Below are 15,900 nucleotides of genomic sequence, written 5' to 3' on the forward strand. Positions count from 1 at the left end.
ACACGGGCGGTGCGCCGGACCCGGGCCGCGCGCGATTGAACTCGCGGATGGCCTCGTCCCAGCCGGCTGAGGTGATTCCATCATTGGCATGCTGCAGCGGCTGCGTAAGCGCGGGCTCCGCGTTCCGGAGGACATGAGCATTGTGGGCTGCGACGACATCTTCGGTGCCGATTTCTGCAATACCCCGCTCACCACGCTGAGCTCGCCCATCGAGCAGGCCGGGCGGGTGGCAGTGACCGTGCTCCTGGCCCAGCTCAACCCCCTGGCCGGCGGCGGAAACCGCAGCCGCTCGGTCATGCCCACGCACCTCACAGTCAGGGGTTCCACTGCATCGGCACCCACCTCATCGGTTGCTCCGTAGCAGCCCTTTCCAGCCTCCAAAAGGGCACTCATGGAGCAACCGACGCATATTTTCGGAGTTTTCAAGGATCGCCGTGATCCGTTGCCATTCCTCCGTGGGATTCAGGGTGGCGGGACAAAGAAGCCCCAGCGGCGACTGCCGCTGGGGCTTCGATTGACGGGTTCCGCTAGAGCCGGTCCGTCTGGTCCTCGCCCTTATGGCCGGACCCGCGCAGGTTCTCCTGGACCTTGCCGAACAAATCCTTGATGGTGGATTCGGCGTTGGTGAGGACATCCACCGGCAGGTAGACCTCATGCGTGAGCGGCAGGTCGTATTCATCCTTCAGGTGGGTGCCGTTCCCCACACCTTCCAGGGACAGGTAGACCATGGCCTCCGTCCGGGCGATTCCAGCGATCTTGCCAAAGACAACGGTGAATTCGTTCGGCTGGAAGCTGATGGTCTGGCCAACATGGCTGCGGCCAAGGTCACCGGCGGTGACGGCCTTTTCCTGCTGGTTGCGGGTGTATTCCATAACTACTCCTCTGGGTCGCCGACATCTACGCCAGCAGTCTAGCGTCGCCCCTTCGGGAGGGTACATAGTGCAAGACTGGGTTAGAGCCCAACCACACGACCCACCGGGAGCTGCCATGACCGCCCACCCCCGCCCTTCCACCTCCGCCGGCAGGGTCACGACACTCTTCGGGATCGACGCTCCCGTGGTTCTTGGCCCCTTCGGCGGCGTCTCCTCCGTACAGCTCACCGCAGCAGTGAGCGACGGCGGCGGGCTGGGTTCCTACGGCCTGTACGGGTACGACGGCGGCGCCATCCGCAACACCGCCGCCGAGCTTCACGCCGCCACAGCGAAGCCCTTCGCCCTGAACCTCTGGGTGCCCAATGGCAGTGAAACACCAGCCCTGCCACAGGAAGAGTTCGACCGCTACGCGACCGCCCTGAAGCCGTACTTCGAGGAACTGGGCATTCCCCTGCCGGACATGCCCGCGCGGTACATGCCCGACTACGGCGAACAGGTGGAAGCGGCGATGGAGGCGCGCCCCGCCGTCGTGAGCTTTGTCTTCGGCGTGCCTGCTCCGGCCGTTGTGGAAGAAGCACACCGCCGCGGGATCAAGGTCGTGGGCACGGCCACCACCGTTGCAGAAGCTGTGGCGCTGGAGGCAGGCGGCGTCGATGCCGTGGTAGCCAGCGGAATGGAGTCCGGCGGCCACCGGGTGTCCTTCCTGAAGCCCGCGGAGGAGTCACTCGTCGGAGCGTTCGCCCTGGTCCCGCAGGTGGCCGATGCCGTTTCCATCCCCGTGATCGCGGCCGGTGGAATCGCAGACCGCCGCGGCTTCGCGGCAGCAATGGCTCTGGGAGCCAAGGCTGTGCAGGTGGGAACGGCGTTCCTGGCCACCAGGGAGTCAGCCGCCGTGCCCGCCTACCGGAACATCCTGCGCAGCAACGCAGCAGCACAGACGGTGCTGACCCGGACCCTGAGCGGCCGGCTGGCCCGCGGCATTCCCAACCGCATCATTGCCGAGCTTGAAGAGGGCGGCACAGTAGCCCCCTTCCCGGTACAGAACTGGCTGACGGGCCGGTTCCGGCCCGAGGCCGCCAAAAGGGAAAACACCGAACTTATGTCCCTGTGGGCCGGGCAATCCGCGCCGTTGCTGCGGCACGAAACCGCAGCGGAAGTCCTTGCCGAGTTGCTGGCGGGCACCCACTGACTGTCATGCCGCCCGCCGTCTACGTAACGCCGGCACGGGGCCGCCAAGGGATCACCGCTAGAATCTGAACAACTAACACCTGACCGGCCCCGCACGCCCGCGCCGGTCCGGTAACCGGGAAGGGAGAGGCCGTGCGCACGCACCGTCCGCGGACGCCCTTCCACTTCCTCCGCTCGTCCGCCGTGGCCACAGTCATTTTGACCCTCGCCGCCGGAGCACACCTTGCCGGCGGCGGAGAGCTCCCGGCCCCGGCCATCCTGCTGGCAGTCCTGGCCCTGACCGCCCTTGGCAGCACCACCGCCACCCGCCTGCGGCTCGGGTTTCCTGCCATGGCCGCCCTGCTGGGCGGCGGGCAACTGGCCCTGCACAAACTGTTTGCCGCTTTCGGCACGGTAGCCGCAGGGGCAGCACCGGCCGCCGCCACCTCCCATGACGGCCACCGTCCGGGCGCCGACATCCTGGCTCCCGCAGCGGCCCATCTCCACGGAGCCGGCCCTGCGTCCGGGCCCCTGATGCTGGCCGCGCACGCCCTGGCGACGCTGGGCTGCGCACTCCTGCTGGCCAAGGGCGAAGCAGCCCTGTGGGCGCTGGCCGCCTGGCTCCGGCCCCTGGCAGCCCTCCCCCAGGCGGTGTCGCCGGACGACGGCCCTCCGGCTCTGGTTGCCTTCCGCACCTTCAGTGCCCCGCTGCGTCCCTGGCGCAACCTCCGGCAAGACAGCCGGCGCGGCCCGCCTTCCGCCGTCGCACTTCCCAGCTGAAGCGCCACCGCACCTCCTGCAGCGGCGGCACCAATACTTTCGTGCTCCCGGCCAAGCTCCGGCCACAAAGGTGAGCACGCCAGAAAGGCAAACCCATGAACACCTCAGCTCTTCGCCGTACCCTTCAAACTGCCGCCGTCACCGGGGGCGCAGCTGCCCTGCTGCTCACGGCCGCGGGCGGAGCCTCGGCACATGTCGGTGTGACGCCGGACAAAACAGCCGCCAACTCCTACGCCCTGCTCACCTTCGGCATTCCGCACGGCTGTGACACCTCCGGCACCACGAAGGTTGCCATCACGCTGCCGCAGGAACTGAACGATGCACAGCCCACCGTCAACCCCAACTGGACGGTGGAGAAGGTTACCGAGCAGCTCCCCGAGCCGAAGAAACTCGCCGACGGAACGTCCATCACCAAGCGGACCAGCCAGATCGTCTACACGGCCAAATCACCACTGGCCCACGAACTGCGGGATGCACTGGTGCTCTCCGTAAAACTTCCTGATGCAGCCGGCACCACGTTGTACTTCCCCACCCTCCAGAGCTGCGAAACCGGGCAGACGGACTGGTCCGAGATCGCCAGGGACGGCCAGGACCCGCACTCGCTTGAGGCACCTGCGCCGTCGGTCACGATCACCCCAGCAGCCAGCACCGATGGACACGGCGAAAGCGCGGCAACATCGCACACCACCGAAAGCCCCGCCACAGAGCAGGCGTCCGCAACGGACAGTGGGGCGGATGCCCGCAGCTGGGCCGGACTGGCAGCGGGCGTCGGTGGCCTGGTGCTCGGTGGCGCGGCCTTCCTGCGCAGCGGTGCGCGCCGCAACGCGGCAAGGTCATCCGACAGGTAGAACAATGGCTTTGATGCCCGGATCATCACGATCCGGGCATCAAAAAGCTCCGCCCGCCTCGTGGCAGCATTGACGCGGCCACGCACTGCCGCAAAGGTGGTGCCATGAGGTCTCAGCGAATATCACACGGGTTGGTTATAACGACGGCGGCCGCTGCGGCTGCCCTGATGCTCAGCGGTTGCGGCCCCAGCCAGCCGCAAACGCAGGCGACCACGGTGCCGGATACCAGGTCTGCCAGCCCCGACGCGACGTCCGCCTCGCCGGCGGCGCCAGCGACGCCGGCGGAAACGCCATCTGCAGCGGCTCCGGCTACGCCCAAGAGCGGGGCGCCGGCCACGGCGAATACTGGGGGCCCCGGCCTCTGCAAGGCGGCGGGCCTCTCGGCCGCAACGGACGCGTCAGGCGGCGGAGCAGCGGGCAGCGTCTACATGAAGCTCAACCTCACCAACACGGGCTCTGAAGCCTGTGTCCTGCGGGGCTTTGCCGGAGTATCCCTCGCCGCTGATGCTGCAGGCGCCCCCATTGGCGCGCCGGCCATCCGCGACGAAGCCACTGCACCCGCCGACGTCCTGCTCGCACCCGGCCAGACAGGCTCGGCAGTCCTGCGCTACACGCAGGCCGGGAACTACCCCGACTGCACCATGGTGGATGCCGCCGGCTACCGGATATACCCACCGGAGGACAGAGCCTCCCTGTTCCTTCCCCAGCCGACGAAGGCCTGCAGCAACGCTGATATCACGCTGCTGACCATTGGGGCTTTCCAGCCCGCGTAGAGGCATTCCGGCTGGAGCCCCATCCGCTTCCTCCCGCATTTCCCCGGCCGCATCGGCGCCTGGATAAGTGCACAGACAACTGCAGGCGGTCCGGCAAGGTGCCGGGCCGCCTGCGGTTGGTTCCGCCCCTTGGAGGCGTTTGTTGAGGTAGTTAGTGTGCGGTGGTGGTGCGTCCCGCGCGTGCATTGCCGCGGGAAAGGGCCACGCCCAGTCCGATCATGCCGAGTCCCAGGACAAAGTGCAGCCAGTTATCCGCGGCGTTTACCGGGACGAAGTTAGCCGGCGTGTCATGCCCGATCAGCAGGCCGTAGAGCCAGAGGACCAGATAGATGGCGCCGCCCACCAGCAGGTAGTTCCTGGACTGCGCAGCGCTGCGGGCCATGGCGATGCCGGCTGCGCCAAACAGCAGGTGGACGATGTTGTGCAGAATCGACACCTGGAAGATACCCAGGAGCAGGGCCTCTGATTCATGCCCCGCGAAGCCCATGGTTTCGTAGTTGGAGGTGATGCCCGGAATGAAGCCCAGGACGCCCACCAGGAGGAACACTGCGCCCACGGCAAGGGCAGCTTTTTGGATGTTTGTCCGGCCTCCGGTGCGACCGTCGGAACTCATGCTTGTCATGATTACTCCTGCTGTTGTCGTAAACGTTCACATCTGGCTGCCGGGTCGCGCCTGAACCATAGACTTAAACACCGACATCATAAGTATACTTAGCAACTACGCCACGCATAGATCAGGATCTATAACAGACCCATCACAAATAGCCCGCAAGGGCATGGACCAAAAGGCAGGCTGAGCAGGGATGACGTCGATTTGGTTGGACCGCGCGGAGACCTTCACTTCGGATCCGTTCGAGCCCGGAAGCAGCTATGACACCGTGGTGGCCGGCGCCGGACTCACCGGCCTGGTAACCGCACTCCTGCTGGCCCGCTCGGGGCAAAACGTCCTGGTGCTCGAGGCCCGCCATCCCGGTGCCGTGACCACCGGAAACACCACCGCCAAAGTGACACTGCTGCAGGGCACCTTCCTGTCGCAACTGGCCCGCCAGTACTCACAGAAGCAGGTGCAGGCGTACGTGGATGCCAACCGCGAGGGCCAGGCGTGGCTGCTGCGGTACCTCGAAGAACACAGGGTGCCCTTCCAGACCCGGGACGCTTTTACATACGCGGCGTCCGCGCAGGGGACGGAAAAGCTCCGAGAAGAGGTCAGCGCCGGCACCACCGCAGGACTGGACATGGAATACGTGCGCGATCCCGGGCTGCCGTTTCCCGTCCACGGCGCCGTACGCCTCGCGGACCAGGCGCAGATCAACCCCGTGGAGGTGCTGGACACCTTGGTGTCCGACATCCGCGGCCGTGGCGGCTCAATCGTGGGTGGCGTACGGCTGCAGGATGTCACTGGCGCCAGCCCGGCCACTGTCCACACAGACCGGGGCACCGTCACCGCCAACGAAGTGGTACTTGCCACCGGCATTCCGGTGCTGGACCGTGGACTCTACTTCGCCAAGCTGAAGCCCAGCCGTTCCTATGCGGCGGCACTGCAGCTGCAGGAGGACCAGACTCCTCCCCCTGGTATGTACCTCTCGGTTGAACAGCCCACACATTCGCTGCGCGACTACGAGGTGGACGGCCGCCGGCTGCTCCTGGTGGGCGGGCACGGACACCACGTGGGCCGCGCACGTTCCGAGAAACACCATCTCGGCAGTCTCCTGGACTGGGCCGTGCAGCACTACCCCGGCGCGGTTGCCACCCACACCTGGTCAGCGCAGGACTACATGCCCACCAACCTCATGCCCTTCTTCGGCAAGTTCCCGCGGGGCAAGGGCCACATCTACTTCGGCACGGGCTACAACAAGTGGGGCATGACCAATGCCGTGGCAGCCGCCGTGGGCATTTCGGCTGACATCCTGGGCGGGAACGTGCCGTGGGCCAACACCATCCACCACCGGGTCACCTCACCCTCCGGCGCCTTCTCCGCCGTCGCGCTCAATGCCGGAGTGGCAGCCAAGCTCGCTACTGGCTGGGGGCAGGTGGCCGCCGAGGGCCTGCGGAAGGACGGGAAAGAGCCTGTGCCCGCACAAGCCCCGGTGGTTCCGCCCGAAGGTGAGGGCAGGGTCTACCGCGAGGGATCAAAACCGGTCGCCATCTCGACCGTTGACGGCACCACCTGCAAGTTGTCGGCCGTCTGCACGCACCTGGGAGGAATCCTGCACTGGAATGACAGTGAGCGGTCGTGGGACTGCCCGTTGCACGGCTCCCGCTTCGACAGTGACGGAAAGCGCCTTGAAGGTCCGGCCACCAAGGACCTGCCGGCCGCAGGAAAGGCTTGAGCCAAGGCAAAGGGGAGGCCGTCACCAGTGTCGGTGGCCTGGGGCATGATGGAGGCATGAAGCAGGAACAGCCCACCGCCGGAGGCCGGGACAACGGCGTGCTGACTCCCATGGCCCAGTTCAGCAGGCCAACACGCGACTGGTTCCTCGGCGCCTTCTCAGAGCCGACACCGGCGCAGAGCGGCGCCTGGCAGGCGATCTCCTCGGGGTCGCACGCACTGGTGGTGGCTCCCACCGGCTCGGGCAAGACCCTCGCCGCGTTCCTCTGGGCGCTGGACCGGCTGCTCGCTTCCTCCGCCACGGCTGCCCCCGGGACGCAGGTGCCGGAGGCACCTGCAAAAGGCAGGCGCGCCCGGGCACCCAAACGCAAGACCCGCGTCCTGTACATCTCACCCCTGAAAGCCCTCGGCGTGGACGTGGAGCGGAACCTCCGCTCCCCCCTCATCGGCATCACCCAGACCGCGAAGCGGCTCGGGCTCCCGGCACCGTTGATCACCGTGGGTGTCCGGTCCGGGGACACAACCACGGCGGACCGCCGCGCGCTGCTGACCAACCCGCCTGACATCCTGATCACCACGCCGGAATCGCTCTTCCTGATGCTCACCTCCAAGGCCCGCGAGACCCTCGCCGAGGTGGACACCATCATCATCGATGAGGTCCACGCCGTCGCCGGGACCAAGCGCGGAGCCCATCTCGCCGTCTCCCTGGAGCGGCTCGATGCCCTGCTGCATCAACCGGCCCAGCGGATCGGGCTGTCGGCCACCGTGGAACCCAGGGAACTGGTGGCGCAGTTCCTGGCGGGCGCCGCGCCCGTGGAAATCGTTGCCCCGCCGGCCAAAAAGAACTGGGACCTCACCGTCTCCGTGCCGGTGGAGGACATGTCGGACCTCCAGGGCGCCGCGGGCGCGTTCGACTCCGGCCCGGCCTCCGGCCTGCAGCCACAGGCGTCGATCTGGCCGCACGTGGAGGAAAAGATCGTTGACCTGGTGCTGGCCAACCAGTCCACCATCGTTTTTGCCAACTCCCGCCGCTTGTCCGAACGGCTCACGGCACGCCTTAACGAGATCTACGTGGAACGGCAGCTGATGGCGGAAGGCGGGGGCTGGGACGATCCTGTCCCTGCCGGGCCGGCGGCGTTCAACGCAGCGGCCGGAACGCCGGTATCTACAGCAACGCCGGCGCACATGATGGCCCAGGCGGGAACCTCCGCCGGAGCAGATCCCGTGCTGGCCCGTGCCCACCACGGATCCGTTTCAAAGGACCAGCGCGCCCTGATTGAGGACGACCTCAAATCCGGCCGGCTACGCTGCGTTGTAGCCACGTCATCACTGGAACTTGGCATCGACATGGGCGCGGTGGACCTGGTGGTGCAGGTGGAATCTCCGCCGTCGGTGGCCAGCGGCCTCCAGCGGGTGGGCCGCGCCGGCCACCAGGTGGGGGAAGTTTCCCAAGGCGTCCTCTTCCCCAAGCACCGGGCGGACCTGGTGCACACAGCCATCACCGTGGAACGGATGCTGGGCGGGAAGATCGAGCGCCTCAGCATCCCGGCCAATCCCCTGGATATCCTGGCGCAGCAGACCGTAGCTGCCACGGCACTGGGCAGCATCGATGTTGAGGAATGGTTTGCCATTGTCCGCCGCTCGGCCCCGTTCGCGTCCCTCCCCCGGTCAGCATTCGAGGCGACCCTGGACCTGCTCGCCGGCCGCTACCCATCCGACGAGTTCGCCGAGCTTCGTCCTCGAATCGTCTGGGACCGCAACGCGGGCACCATCGAAGGCAGGCCCGGGGCCCAGCGCCTGGCAGTCACTTCAGGTGGCACTATTCCGGACCGCGGGCTCTTCGGCGTGTACATCATCGGCACTGAGGTGGAGGGATCGGCTTCGCCTTCCTCCGACGGCAAGCCCTCGCCTGCCCCGAAGGGCGGCCGGCGGGTGGGCGAACTGGACGAGGAAATGGTGTACGAATCCCGAGTGGGCGACGTCTTTGCCCTGGGCGCCACCAGCTGGAAGATCGAGGACATCACCCATGACCGCGTGCTGGTCTCCCCCGCTTTCGGCCAGCCCGGCAAGCTTCCGTTCTGGAAAGGCGATTCGCTCGGCCGGCCCGTGGACCTGGGCCGCGCCCTCGGTGCGTTCGTGCGGGAACTGTCTGCGTCCGACGTCGGGCCCGCCACCGAGCGCTGCCAGGCCAGCGGCCTGGACGCCTTCGCCGCCAACAACCTGATCCAGTACCTCAGTGAACAGAAACAGTCCACCGAGGTTGTGCCCAGTGACACCACCCTGGTGGTGGAGCGTTTCCACGACGAACTGGGCGACTGGCGGGTGATCCTGCACAGCCCCTTCGGCATGCCCGTGCACGCGCCCTGGGCGCTTGCGGTGGGCCAGCGGCTCCACCAGCGGTATGGGATGGACGGCTCGGCCATGGCCGCCGACGACGGCATTGTGCTGCGCGTGCCCATGATGGAGGACGAGCCGCCGGGGGCTGAACTGTTCCTGTTCGATCCCGAGGAACTGGAACAGATCGTCACGGCGGAAGTAGGCGGCAGCGCGCTCTTCGCCTCACGTTTCCGTGAATGCGCCGCCCGTGCCCTGCTGCTTCCCCGGCAGACCCCCGGCAAGCGGCAGCCGCTGTGGCAGCAGCGGCAGCGGTCCGCCCAGCTGCTGGACGTGGCCCGGAAATACCCCACGTTCCCCATCGTGCTGGAAACGGTCCGGGAATGCCTGCAGGACGTTTACGATCTCCCGGCGCTGAAGGACATTGCCGCGTCCGTGGAGCGGCGGGAGTTGCGGATCGTGGAGACCACTACCTCGCAGCCGTCGCCGTTCGCGAAGTCACTCCTGTTCGGATACGTTGCACAGTTCCTTTACGAGGGCGATTCTCCCCTCGCGGAGCGCCGTGCCGCTGCCCTGGCCCTCGATTCCACCCTCCTCAACGAACTGCTGGGCCGCGTCGAGCTGCGCGAACTGCTGGACGCCAGGGTCATCGACGCCACCGAACGGGAGCTCCAGCGCCTGGCACCGGACCGGCGGGCGCGCGGGGTGGAGGGCGTCGCGGACCTGCTCCGGCTCCTTGGTCCGCTTGCGCCGGAGGAAGCGGCAGCAAGACTCCAAAGCGAGGAAGCCGCGGCCCCGGAATTACAGGCCGCTGCACCCCCTGCAGAGGTGCCGGCTGTAGAAGCACCGATGGCCACGGAAGAGACTGTCGGGGAACCTACAGACGCCGAGCTCGCGGCGGACGCAGCTGGCCAGGCGCCGGCACGCGAGTTGCCGCCTGCCAGCACTGAGACCGCCACCGGACACCTGCTGGTGCTGCAGCGCGCCAACCGCGCCATCAAAGTCAACATCGGCGGCGTGGAACGTTACGCGGCTGTCGAGGACGCCGCGCGGCTTCGCGATGCCATCGGTGTGCCCCTTCCCATGGGCGTCCCGCTCGCGTTTATCGAGCCCGTGGCGGATCCCCTTGGTGACCTCGTATCCCGCTATGCCCGTACCCACGGGCCGTTCACCGCGGCCGAAGCAGCCGCCCGGCTTGGCCTGGGCGTGGCAGTGGTCAGCACAGCCCTGAAGCGCCTGGCCGCGGATGGGCGGGTGGTGGAAGGCGAGTTCCGGCCCCATGCAAGTGCCACTGATAACGGAAGCACCGCCGACACCGCTCTTCAAGCTGGCGTTGAATCGCCGGCACAGGCGCCGTCGGAGGAACCTGCAGCACCTGAAGCACCGCCTCCCGCCACGGTCAGTGAGTGGTGCGATGCTGAGGTCCTCCGCAAGCTGCGGCGCCGCTCCCTGGCAGCGCTGCGGGCAGAGGTGGAACCTGTGGATGCGTCCGCCTACGGCCGCTTCCTGCCCGCTTGGCAGCACGTCCGCACGCCGGGCGCGGGCCGCGGCCAGCCCTCGTTGCGCGGGCTGGACGGCATCGTCACGGCCATCGACCAGCTCTCCGGAGTTCCGGTTCCCGCTTCGGCCTGGGAGCCCCTGATCCTGGCAAGCCGCGTCTCCAATTACCAGCCGGCCATGCTCGACGAACTCATGGCCACCGGCGAGGTTCTTTGGTCCGGAGCAGGAGCCCTGCCCGGAAACGACGGCTGGATCAGCCTGCACCTGGCGGATTCCGCCGAACTGACGCTGAATCCGGCCATTGACTACGAACCGGGCGACGCCCAGCTGCGGCTCCTGGACCACCTTCGCAACAACGGCGGAGGCTACTTTTTCCGGCAACTGACCGAGGTGGCCGGCGGGATGGACGCGGTTCTTAGTGACCAGGAGGTTGTCACCAGGTTGTGGGACCTGGCGTGGGCGGGCCGCATCACCGGGGACACCTTTGCCCCCGTCCGGGCACTGATCGCCGGCGGGCACACCGCACACCGCCAGGTTGCCCGCGCGCCCCGGGCAAGGACTCCGCGCCTCAGCCGGTTGGGCCGCTCCCACGGAACCGGCTTGTTGGGCTCGGCTGGAGGGGGCAGCGGACGCTACGGCACGTCAGCAGGCACGGCCACCCCTCCCATGGCGGCAGGCCGCTGGTCCGCCCTTCCGCAGCCCGAACTGGATCCCACCATCCATGCCCGGGCCACGGCCGAACTCCTGCTTGACCGCTACGGTGTGGTCACCCGCGGCTCGGTGATGGCAGAACAGATCCTGGGCGGATTCGGCCTGATGTACAAGGTCCTGGCCAGGCTCGAGGAAGCCGGCCGCTGCCGCCGCGGCTACTTCATCGAACACCTGGGAGCAGCCCAGTTCGCCGTCCCCGCCACCGTTGACCGGCTGCGTTCATACTCAGAAGACTCGCAGCTCGACAAGCCCGAACCTGTCGCCCTCGCCCTGGCCGCCACCGATCCCGCCAACCCCTACGGGGCCGCCCTCCCCTGGCCCGCCCTCCATGACGAAGCCGGAACCGGCCACCGCCCGGGGCGGAAGGCGGGAGCACTGGTGGTGCTGGTGGACGGGTCACTGGTCCTCTACGTGGAGCGCGGCGGAAAAACCCTGCTGGCCTTCAGCGACGACGACGCCATCCTCGCCGCAGCAGGTACGGCTTTGGTGGGTGTAGTGACCCGCGGCGCCGTGGACAAACTGATCATGGAGAAGGTCAACGGGCACGGAATCCTGGACACGCCTATTGCCGCAGCCCTCAGCTCTGCTGGCGCCTACTCCACGCCGAAGGGACTGAGGATCCGTGCCTGAGGGGGACTCGGTCTGGCGCGCCGCCAACCAACTGCACCAGGCCCTGGCGGGGCAGAAGCTCGTTGCATCCGATTTCCGAGTGCCCCGCTTCGCCACGCTGAACCTGGCCGGCTGGACGGTGGCGGAAGTCCTGGCCCGCGGCAAACACCTGCTCATGCGGGTGGAGGGTCCGGAGGACAAAAAACTTACCATCCATTCGCACCTGAAAATGGAGGGCACCTGGCAGGTTTATCCGCCGGGCGGCAGGTGGCGGAAACCGGGCTACACGGCCCGGTGCGTGCTGCGCACACCTGTGGCGGACGCCGTCGGGTTCTCGCTGGGAATCGTTGAAGTGGTGGCCACGGCCAATGAGGACTCCATTGTGGGGTTCCTTGGCCCCGATCTCCTGGGCCCGGACTGGGACCTGGATGAAGCGGAGCGGCGGGTGCGCGCTGCCCCGGACGTCCCCATAGGGGTCGCCCTCCTGGACCAGCGCAACCTCGCCGGGATAGGCAACATCTACCGCTGCGAGGCGTGCTTCCTGTCCGGAGTGCACCCGGCGTCCCCGGTATCCGCCGTCGAGGATGTGCGGACCATGATGACTGACGCCAAGCAGCTGCTGGAAGTGAACCTCGGCCCCGGCCGCCGCGTGACCATCCTCAACGCCAAAGGCCTGCCGGTAGGGAGAATGGCCGGACGGCCCGGCTACTGGGTGTACCGCAGGGAGCACCAGCCCTGCCTCAAATGCGGGACACCCATCCGGCGCGGCCTGCTGGGGAAGTTGAACGGCGAGGAAGAACGGGATATCTACTTCTGTCCGCAGTGCCAGCCGCTCCTGCCCTAAGGCCCCCGCCGTGGAAAGCCTGCGCTAGCCGTTACTGGCCAATGGTTCCGGTGCGGCGGCAGTGCCGTTGTGCTCCTGGCGGTAAGGTACCGCCGGAAGCGCAGCCGGCACCATAAACACCGGGAGCAGCAGCTGGACAAGGGGCCCAATAGCGAGGGCGTACACAACGGTACCTACTCCCACCGAACCGCCCAGGACCCAGCCGACAGCCAGGACCACCACTTCAATGAGGGTGCGCGACAACCGGACGGACCAGCCGGTGCGCCTTGCCAGCCCTGTCATCAGTCCGTCGCGGGCGCCAGGACCAAACCGGGCACCGATATAGCAGGCGGAGGCAATGCCGTTCAGCAGCACGGCGCCGGCCAGCATGCCGATCTGGCCACCCAGGTGGGAAAGAGCGGGGATCAGGGCAAGGCCGATGTCCGCGAAGACGCCCACCAGCACGGCGTTGCACAGCGTGCCGAAACCGGGCCGCTGCCGCAGCGGGATCCAGAGAAGCAGCACCAGGAAGCTCACGATAATGACCACCAGGCCGATACTGAGCCCGGTCCTGCCGGCCACGCCCTGGTGAAAGACATCCCACGGGTCAAGGCCCAGCCCGGCCCGGATAAACAGGGCGAGGGAAATGCCGTACATAGCGAGGCCGAGGAATAGCTGGAGGAGTCTGCGGGTCAGCATGGGAACAACTTTCGCAGAAAACTGGCCTTGAAATACATAGCCAGTTTGAAATACTGGCCTTATGACTTCCCTTGGCGCGCCCGCCCTTGCCCGCCTCCTCGGCACGTGGAACGTCGGTGCTTCGCCCGCCTACCGCGAGCTGGCCGACGTCGTACGGCTCCTGGTGCTGGACGGCCGGGTGGCCCTGGATGCCGCCCTGCCCAGCGAGCGTGCCCTGTCGGAATCGCTTGGCGTCAGCCGGACCACTGTCACGGCCGCCTACGGCCTACTGCGCGACCAGGGGTTCCTCACCAGCAGCCAAGGCAGCAGGAGCCGGACCCGGATTCCGCGCACGACGCCAGCCGGCACCGCCGCACTCACTGGCCCAATGCCTGGTCCCGCGCTTGCAGGGCCGGGACTGGCGGCCCCCGGACTGGCTGCGCCGGCGGGACTGATCGACCTCGCGTACGCGTCACTTCCCGCCAGCGGCGAGGTGGTGCACCGCGCGTTCGCGGCTGCCCTCACGGAACTTCCGGCCCTGCTTCCGGGATTCGGCTATGACGCGGTGGGACTGCTCCCCCTGCGGGAGGCAGTGGCGGCACGGTACACGGCAGCCGGGGCACCCACTACTGCGGACCAGATCCTGGTGACGTCCGGGGCACAGCACGCGCTGAACATCGTCCTCCGCGCCCTGGTGGGCCGGCAGGATCGGGTCCTCGTGGAGCACCCGAGCTACCCGAACGCGCTCGATGCCATCCGCGCAGCGGGCTGCCGGGCCGTCCCGGTGGCGTTCACGGGCAACCACGGAGCCGGTACGGACGGTGCCCGCGGCCGGTTCACCGCTTCGGCCTGGGATCTGCAGGCACTGCAGGCCGCCCTGATGCAGCAGCGGCCCAAGCTCGCGTACGTGGTGCCGGACTTCCACAATCCCACCGGCCACATAATGCCTGATTTCCAACGGCGCCATCTGGTCAGGGCGGCAACTGCGGCCGGAACAACACTGGTGGTGGATGAGACCTTGCGGGAACTGAACCTCGACGGTGTGGGGACGATTCCGGCGGCGGCCTTCAGTCCTGCAGTGGTGACCATCGGCTCACTCAGCAAGTCCCACTGGGGCGGTCTCCGCACGGGGTGGATCCGGGCGTCGGAAGATCTCATCCAGCGGTTCGCGGCGGCGCGGACGTCCCTGGACCTGGGTGGACCAGTCATGGAGCAACTGGCCGCGGCGCACCTGGTCCGCGCCTTGGATGAGCCGCTGCCGGCCCGCCTCACGGCGCTCCGTGACAGCCGGGCTGCCCTGCTGGATTTGCTGGCAGGGCACCTGCCGGAGTGGGAGGTGGCGTACCCCTCCGGCGGCCTGTCCGCCTGGTGCAGGCTGCCCGCCCCGATCAGCACTGCACTCACGGTCATCGCCCCCGAGTTCGGGATCCGGTTGGCTGCAGGGCCGCGCTTCGGGGTTGGCGGAGCCTTCGAGCGCTACCTCCGGGTACCTTTTACGCTGCCGCCGGAGACGTTGGAGGCTGCGGTGCTGGCCCTGCGATCGGCTCAAGACCGGCTCAACGCTGCACCCCAGCTCCGGCGGACCCTCAAGGACGCCCCCGCCGTTGCTATTGCGTGACGGATGATGGCCGGGCCGACCTGCCCAAGCGCTGCTTTGCCGTGTTGGTGCCGCCCCAACAGGAACATGGGCGGTGGCTTTGGCCAGCCCAAACAGGGGCATTCCGTTGTAAATGACCTCGATTCCGGACGCGGGCACCTGATAGGTCTCATGCCAGACACCGACGTCGCCACTCCCGGCCGTTTCCTTCATAAAGCGGCGGCGACCTTGCCCACCGTACCTGCCTTCCACCAGCGGTTTGCGCGCATGCCGATGAGGAAGACGGTGACTATGGTGCACAACGATTCCTTGCGGCAGCAACTGCTGAGTGTCACCGCCGAACTCGTGGACCGGGACGGGCCGGCCAGAGTGACGCTGCGGGATGTGGCATCTGCGGCCGGTACTTCCACCACAGCCGTTTACTCCCTCTTCGGCGGGAAGTCACAGCTCTTGACGGCGGTGGTGGATGACGGATTCCGGTCCTTCGGCGACTCCCAGCGTGCTGCTGCCACGGGAGGATTACGGGGGGTCGGCGTCGCCTACAGAGTGTGGGCGCTGGAGCATCGGGCGCTCTACCGGCTGATGTTCGGGGGCGCGCTGGCGGCGTACGTGGACTGCCAGCCCAGCCCGGAGGTGGCTGCCGGGTCCATGGAACCCCTCATGGAGGCCGTGGCTGCCGCACACACCGAGGGCGCCCTGCGGCCGGCGCCGGTTGAAATGGTCGCTTTCGCAATCTGGGGCCAGGTGCACGGACTGATGAGCCTGGAACTGGCGCAGGTGGGGCCGCCGGACGCGGACTGGGCCGCCGCGTACAGCTCAGCGCTGGACGCCGTCGCGCGTGGCTGGGCCGCCTGACCCAACCCGTAGAATTGGAGGGTG

12 protein-coding genes and 2 pseudogenes are annotated in these 15,900 nt (G+C 67.6%); 10 read left to right on the forward strand and 4 right to left on the reverse strand.

Annotated elements, in window-relative coordinates; genetic code table 11:
• Nucleotides 1-82 precede the first annotated feature (82 nt).
• Nucleotides 83-361: pseudogene (locus QFZ70_RS14685) on the forward strand (substrate-binding domain-containing protein); the annotation flags it as partial.
• 166 nt (nucleotides 362-527) lie between these two features.
• Here the strand turns inward: QFZ70_RS14685 and QFZ70_RS14690 are convergent.
• Complete coding sequence (locus tag QFZ70_RS14690; protein ID WP_307096654.1) at nucleotides 528-872, reverse strand: hypothetical protein; 345 nt, start codon at nucleotides 870-872, stop codon at nucleotides 528-530.
• Between the two features lie 115 nt (nucleotides 873-987).
• On the opposite strand from QFZ70_RS14690, the gene QFZ70_RS14695 reads away from it, so the two are divergent.
• From QFZ70_RS14695 to QFZ70_RS14710, 4 genes are all read left to right on the forward strand, one after another.
• Complete coding sequence (locus QFZ70_RS14695) at nucleotides 988-2,061, forward strand: nitronate monooxygenase family protein (protein ID WP_307096655.1); 1,074 nt, start codon at nucleotides 988-990, stop codon at nucleotides 2,059-2,061.
• Nucleotides 2,062-2,192: 131 nt separating this feature from the next.
• Nucleotides 2,193-2,819 carry a hypothetical protein gene (locus QFZ70_RS14700; RefSeq protein ID WP_307096656.1) on the forward strand — a complete coding sequence of 209 codons (627 nt, stop codon included), beginning with the start codon at nucleotides 2,193-2,195 and terminating at the stop codon, nucleotides 2,817-2,819.
• 95 nt (nucleotides 2,820-2,914) lie between these two features.
• On the forward strand, nucleotides 2,915-3,667 hold the full coding sequence (locus QFZ70_RS14705) for a YcnI family protein (protein WP_307096659.1): 753 nt from the start codon (nucleotides 2,915-2,917) through the stop codon (nucleotides 3,665-3,667).
• Nucleotides 3,668-3,771: 104 nt separating this feature from the next.
• Entirely contained in the window at nucleotides 3,772-4,440 is a 669-nt protein-coding gene (locus QFZ70_RS14710; RefSeq protein ID WP_307096660.1) for a DUF4232 domain-containing protein, read from the forward strand.
• A 151-nt stretch (nucleotides 4,441-4,591) separates the two neighbouring features.
• Here QFZ70_RS14710 and QFZ70_RS14715 read toward each other — a convergent pair whose 3' ends face one another.
• Nucleotides 4,592-5,053 carry a DUF4383 domain-containing protein gene (locus tag QFZ70_RS14715; protein ID WP_307096661.1) on the reverse strand — a complete coding sequence of 154 codons (462 nt, stop codon included), beginning with the start codon at nucleotides 5,051-5,053 and terminating at the stop codon, nucleotides 4,592-4,594.
• A 190-nt stretch (nucleotides 5,054-5,243) separates the two neighbouring features.
• Here QFZ70_RS14715 and QFZ70_RS14720 point away from each other — a divergent pair, with 190 nt between their 5' ends.
• Genes QFZ70_RS14720 through QFZ70_RS14730 form a run of 3 tightly spaced genes read left to right on the forward strand, consistent with a single transcriptional unit; the run spans nucleotide 5,244 to nucleotide 12,767 of the window.
• Nucleotides 5,244-6,770, forward strand: a complete 1,527-nt coding sequence (locus QFZ70_RS14720; RefSeq protein WP_307096662.1) for an FAD-dependent oxidoreductase — start codon at nucleotides 5,244-5,246, stop codon at nucleotides 6,768-6,770.
• A 56-nt stretch (nucleotides 6,771-6,826) separates the two neighbouring features.
• Nucleotides 6,827-11,944 (forward strand): DEAD/DEAH box helicase, encoded by a 5,118-nt coding sequence (locus QFZ70_RS14725; protein ID WP_307096663.1) that lies wholly within the window; start codon nucleotides 6,827-6,829, stop codon nucleotides 11,942-11,944.
• The gene (locus tag QFZ70_RS14730; protein ID WP_307096664.1) at nucleotides 11,937-12,767 is read left to right on the forward strand and encodes an Fpg/Nei family DNA glycosylase; all 831 of its coding nucleotides are present in this window, start codon (nucleotides 11,937-11,939) and stop codon (nucleotides 12,765-12,767) included. Before QFZ70_RS14725 ends, QFZ70_RS14730 begins: the two co-directional genes overlap by 8 nt.
• A 24-nt stretch (nucleotides 12,768-12,791) precedes the next feature.
• On the opposite strand, the gene QFZ70_RS14735 is transcribed toward QFZ70_RS14730, so the two are convergent.
• Nucleotides 12,792-13,445, reverse strand: coding sequence for a YitT family protein (locus tag QFZ70_RS14735; protein ID WP_307096665.1), 654 nt, complete (start codon nucleotides 13,443-13,445; stop codon nucleotides 12,792-12,794).
• Nucleotides 13,446-13,506: 61 nt separating this feature from the next.
• Here QFZ70_RS14735 and QFZ70_RS14740 point away from each other — a divergent pair, with 61 nt between their 5' ends.
• Complete coding sequence (locus QFZ70_RS14740; protein ID WP_307096666.1) at nucleotides 13,507-15,042, forward strand: PLP-dependent aminotransferase family protein; 1,536 nt, start codon at nucleotides 13,507-13,509, stop codon at nucleotides 15,040-15,042.
• A 141-nt stretch (nucleotides 15,043-15,183) separates the two neighbouring features.
• Here the strand turns inward: QFZ70_RS14740 and QFZ70_RS19010 are convergent.
• A pseudogene (locus tag QFZ70_RS19010) lies at nucleotides 15,184-15,234 on the reverse strand (DUF4188 domain-containing protein); the annotation flags it as partial.
• 78 nt (nucleotides 15,235-15,312) lie between these two features.
• On the opposite strand from QFZ70_RS19010, the gene QFZ70_RS14750 reads away from it, so the two are divergent.
• On the forward strand, nucleotides 15,313-15,876 hold the full coding sequence (locus QFZ70_RS14750) for a TetR/AcrR family transcriptional regulator (RefSeq protein WP_307096667.1): 564 nt from the start codon (nucleotides 15,313-15,315) through the stop codon (nucleotides 15,874-15,876).
• The last annotated feature ends 24 nt before the right edge of the window (nucleotides 15,877-15,900 follow it).

This window comes from Arthrobacter sp. V1I9, from assembly GCF_030817075.1.
Taxonomy (GTDB): Bacteria; Actinomycetota; Actinomycetes; order Actinomycetales; family Micrococcaceae; genus Arthrobacter.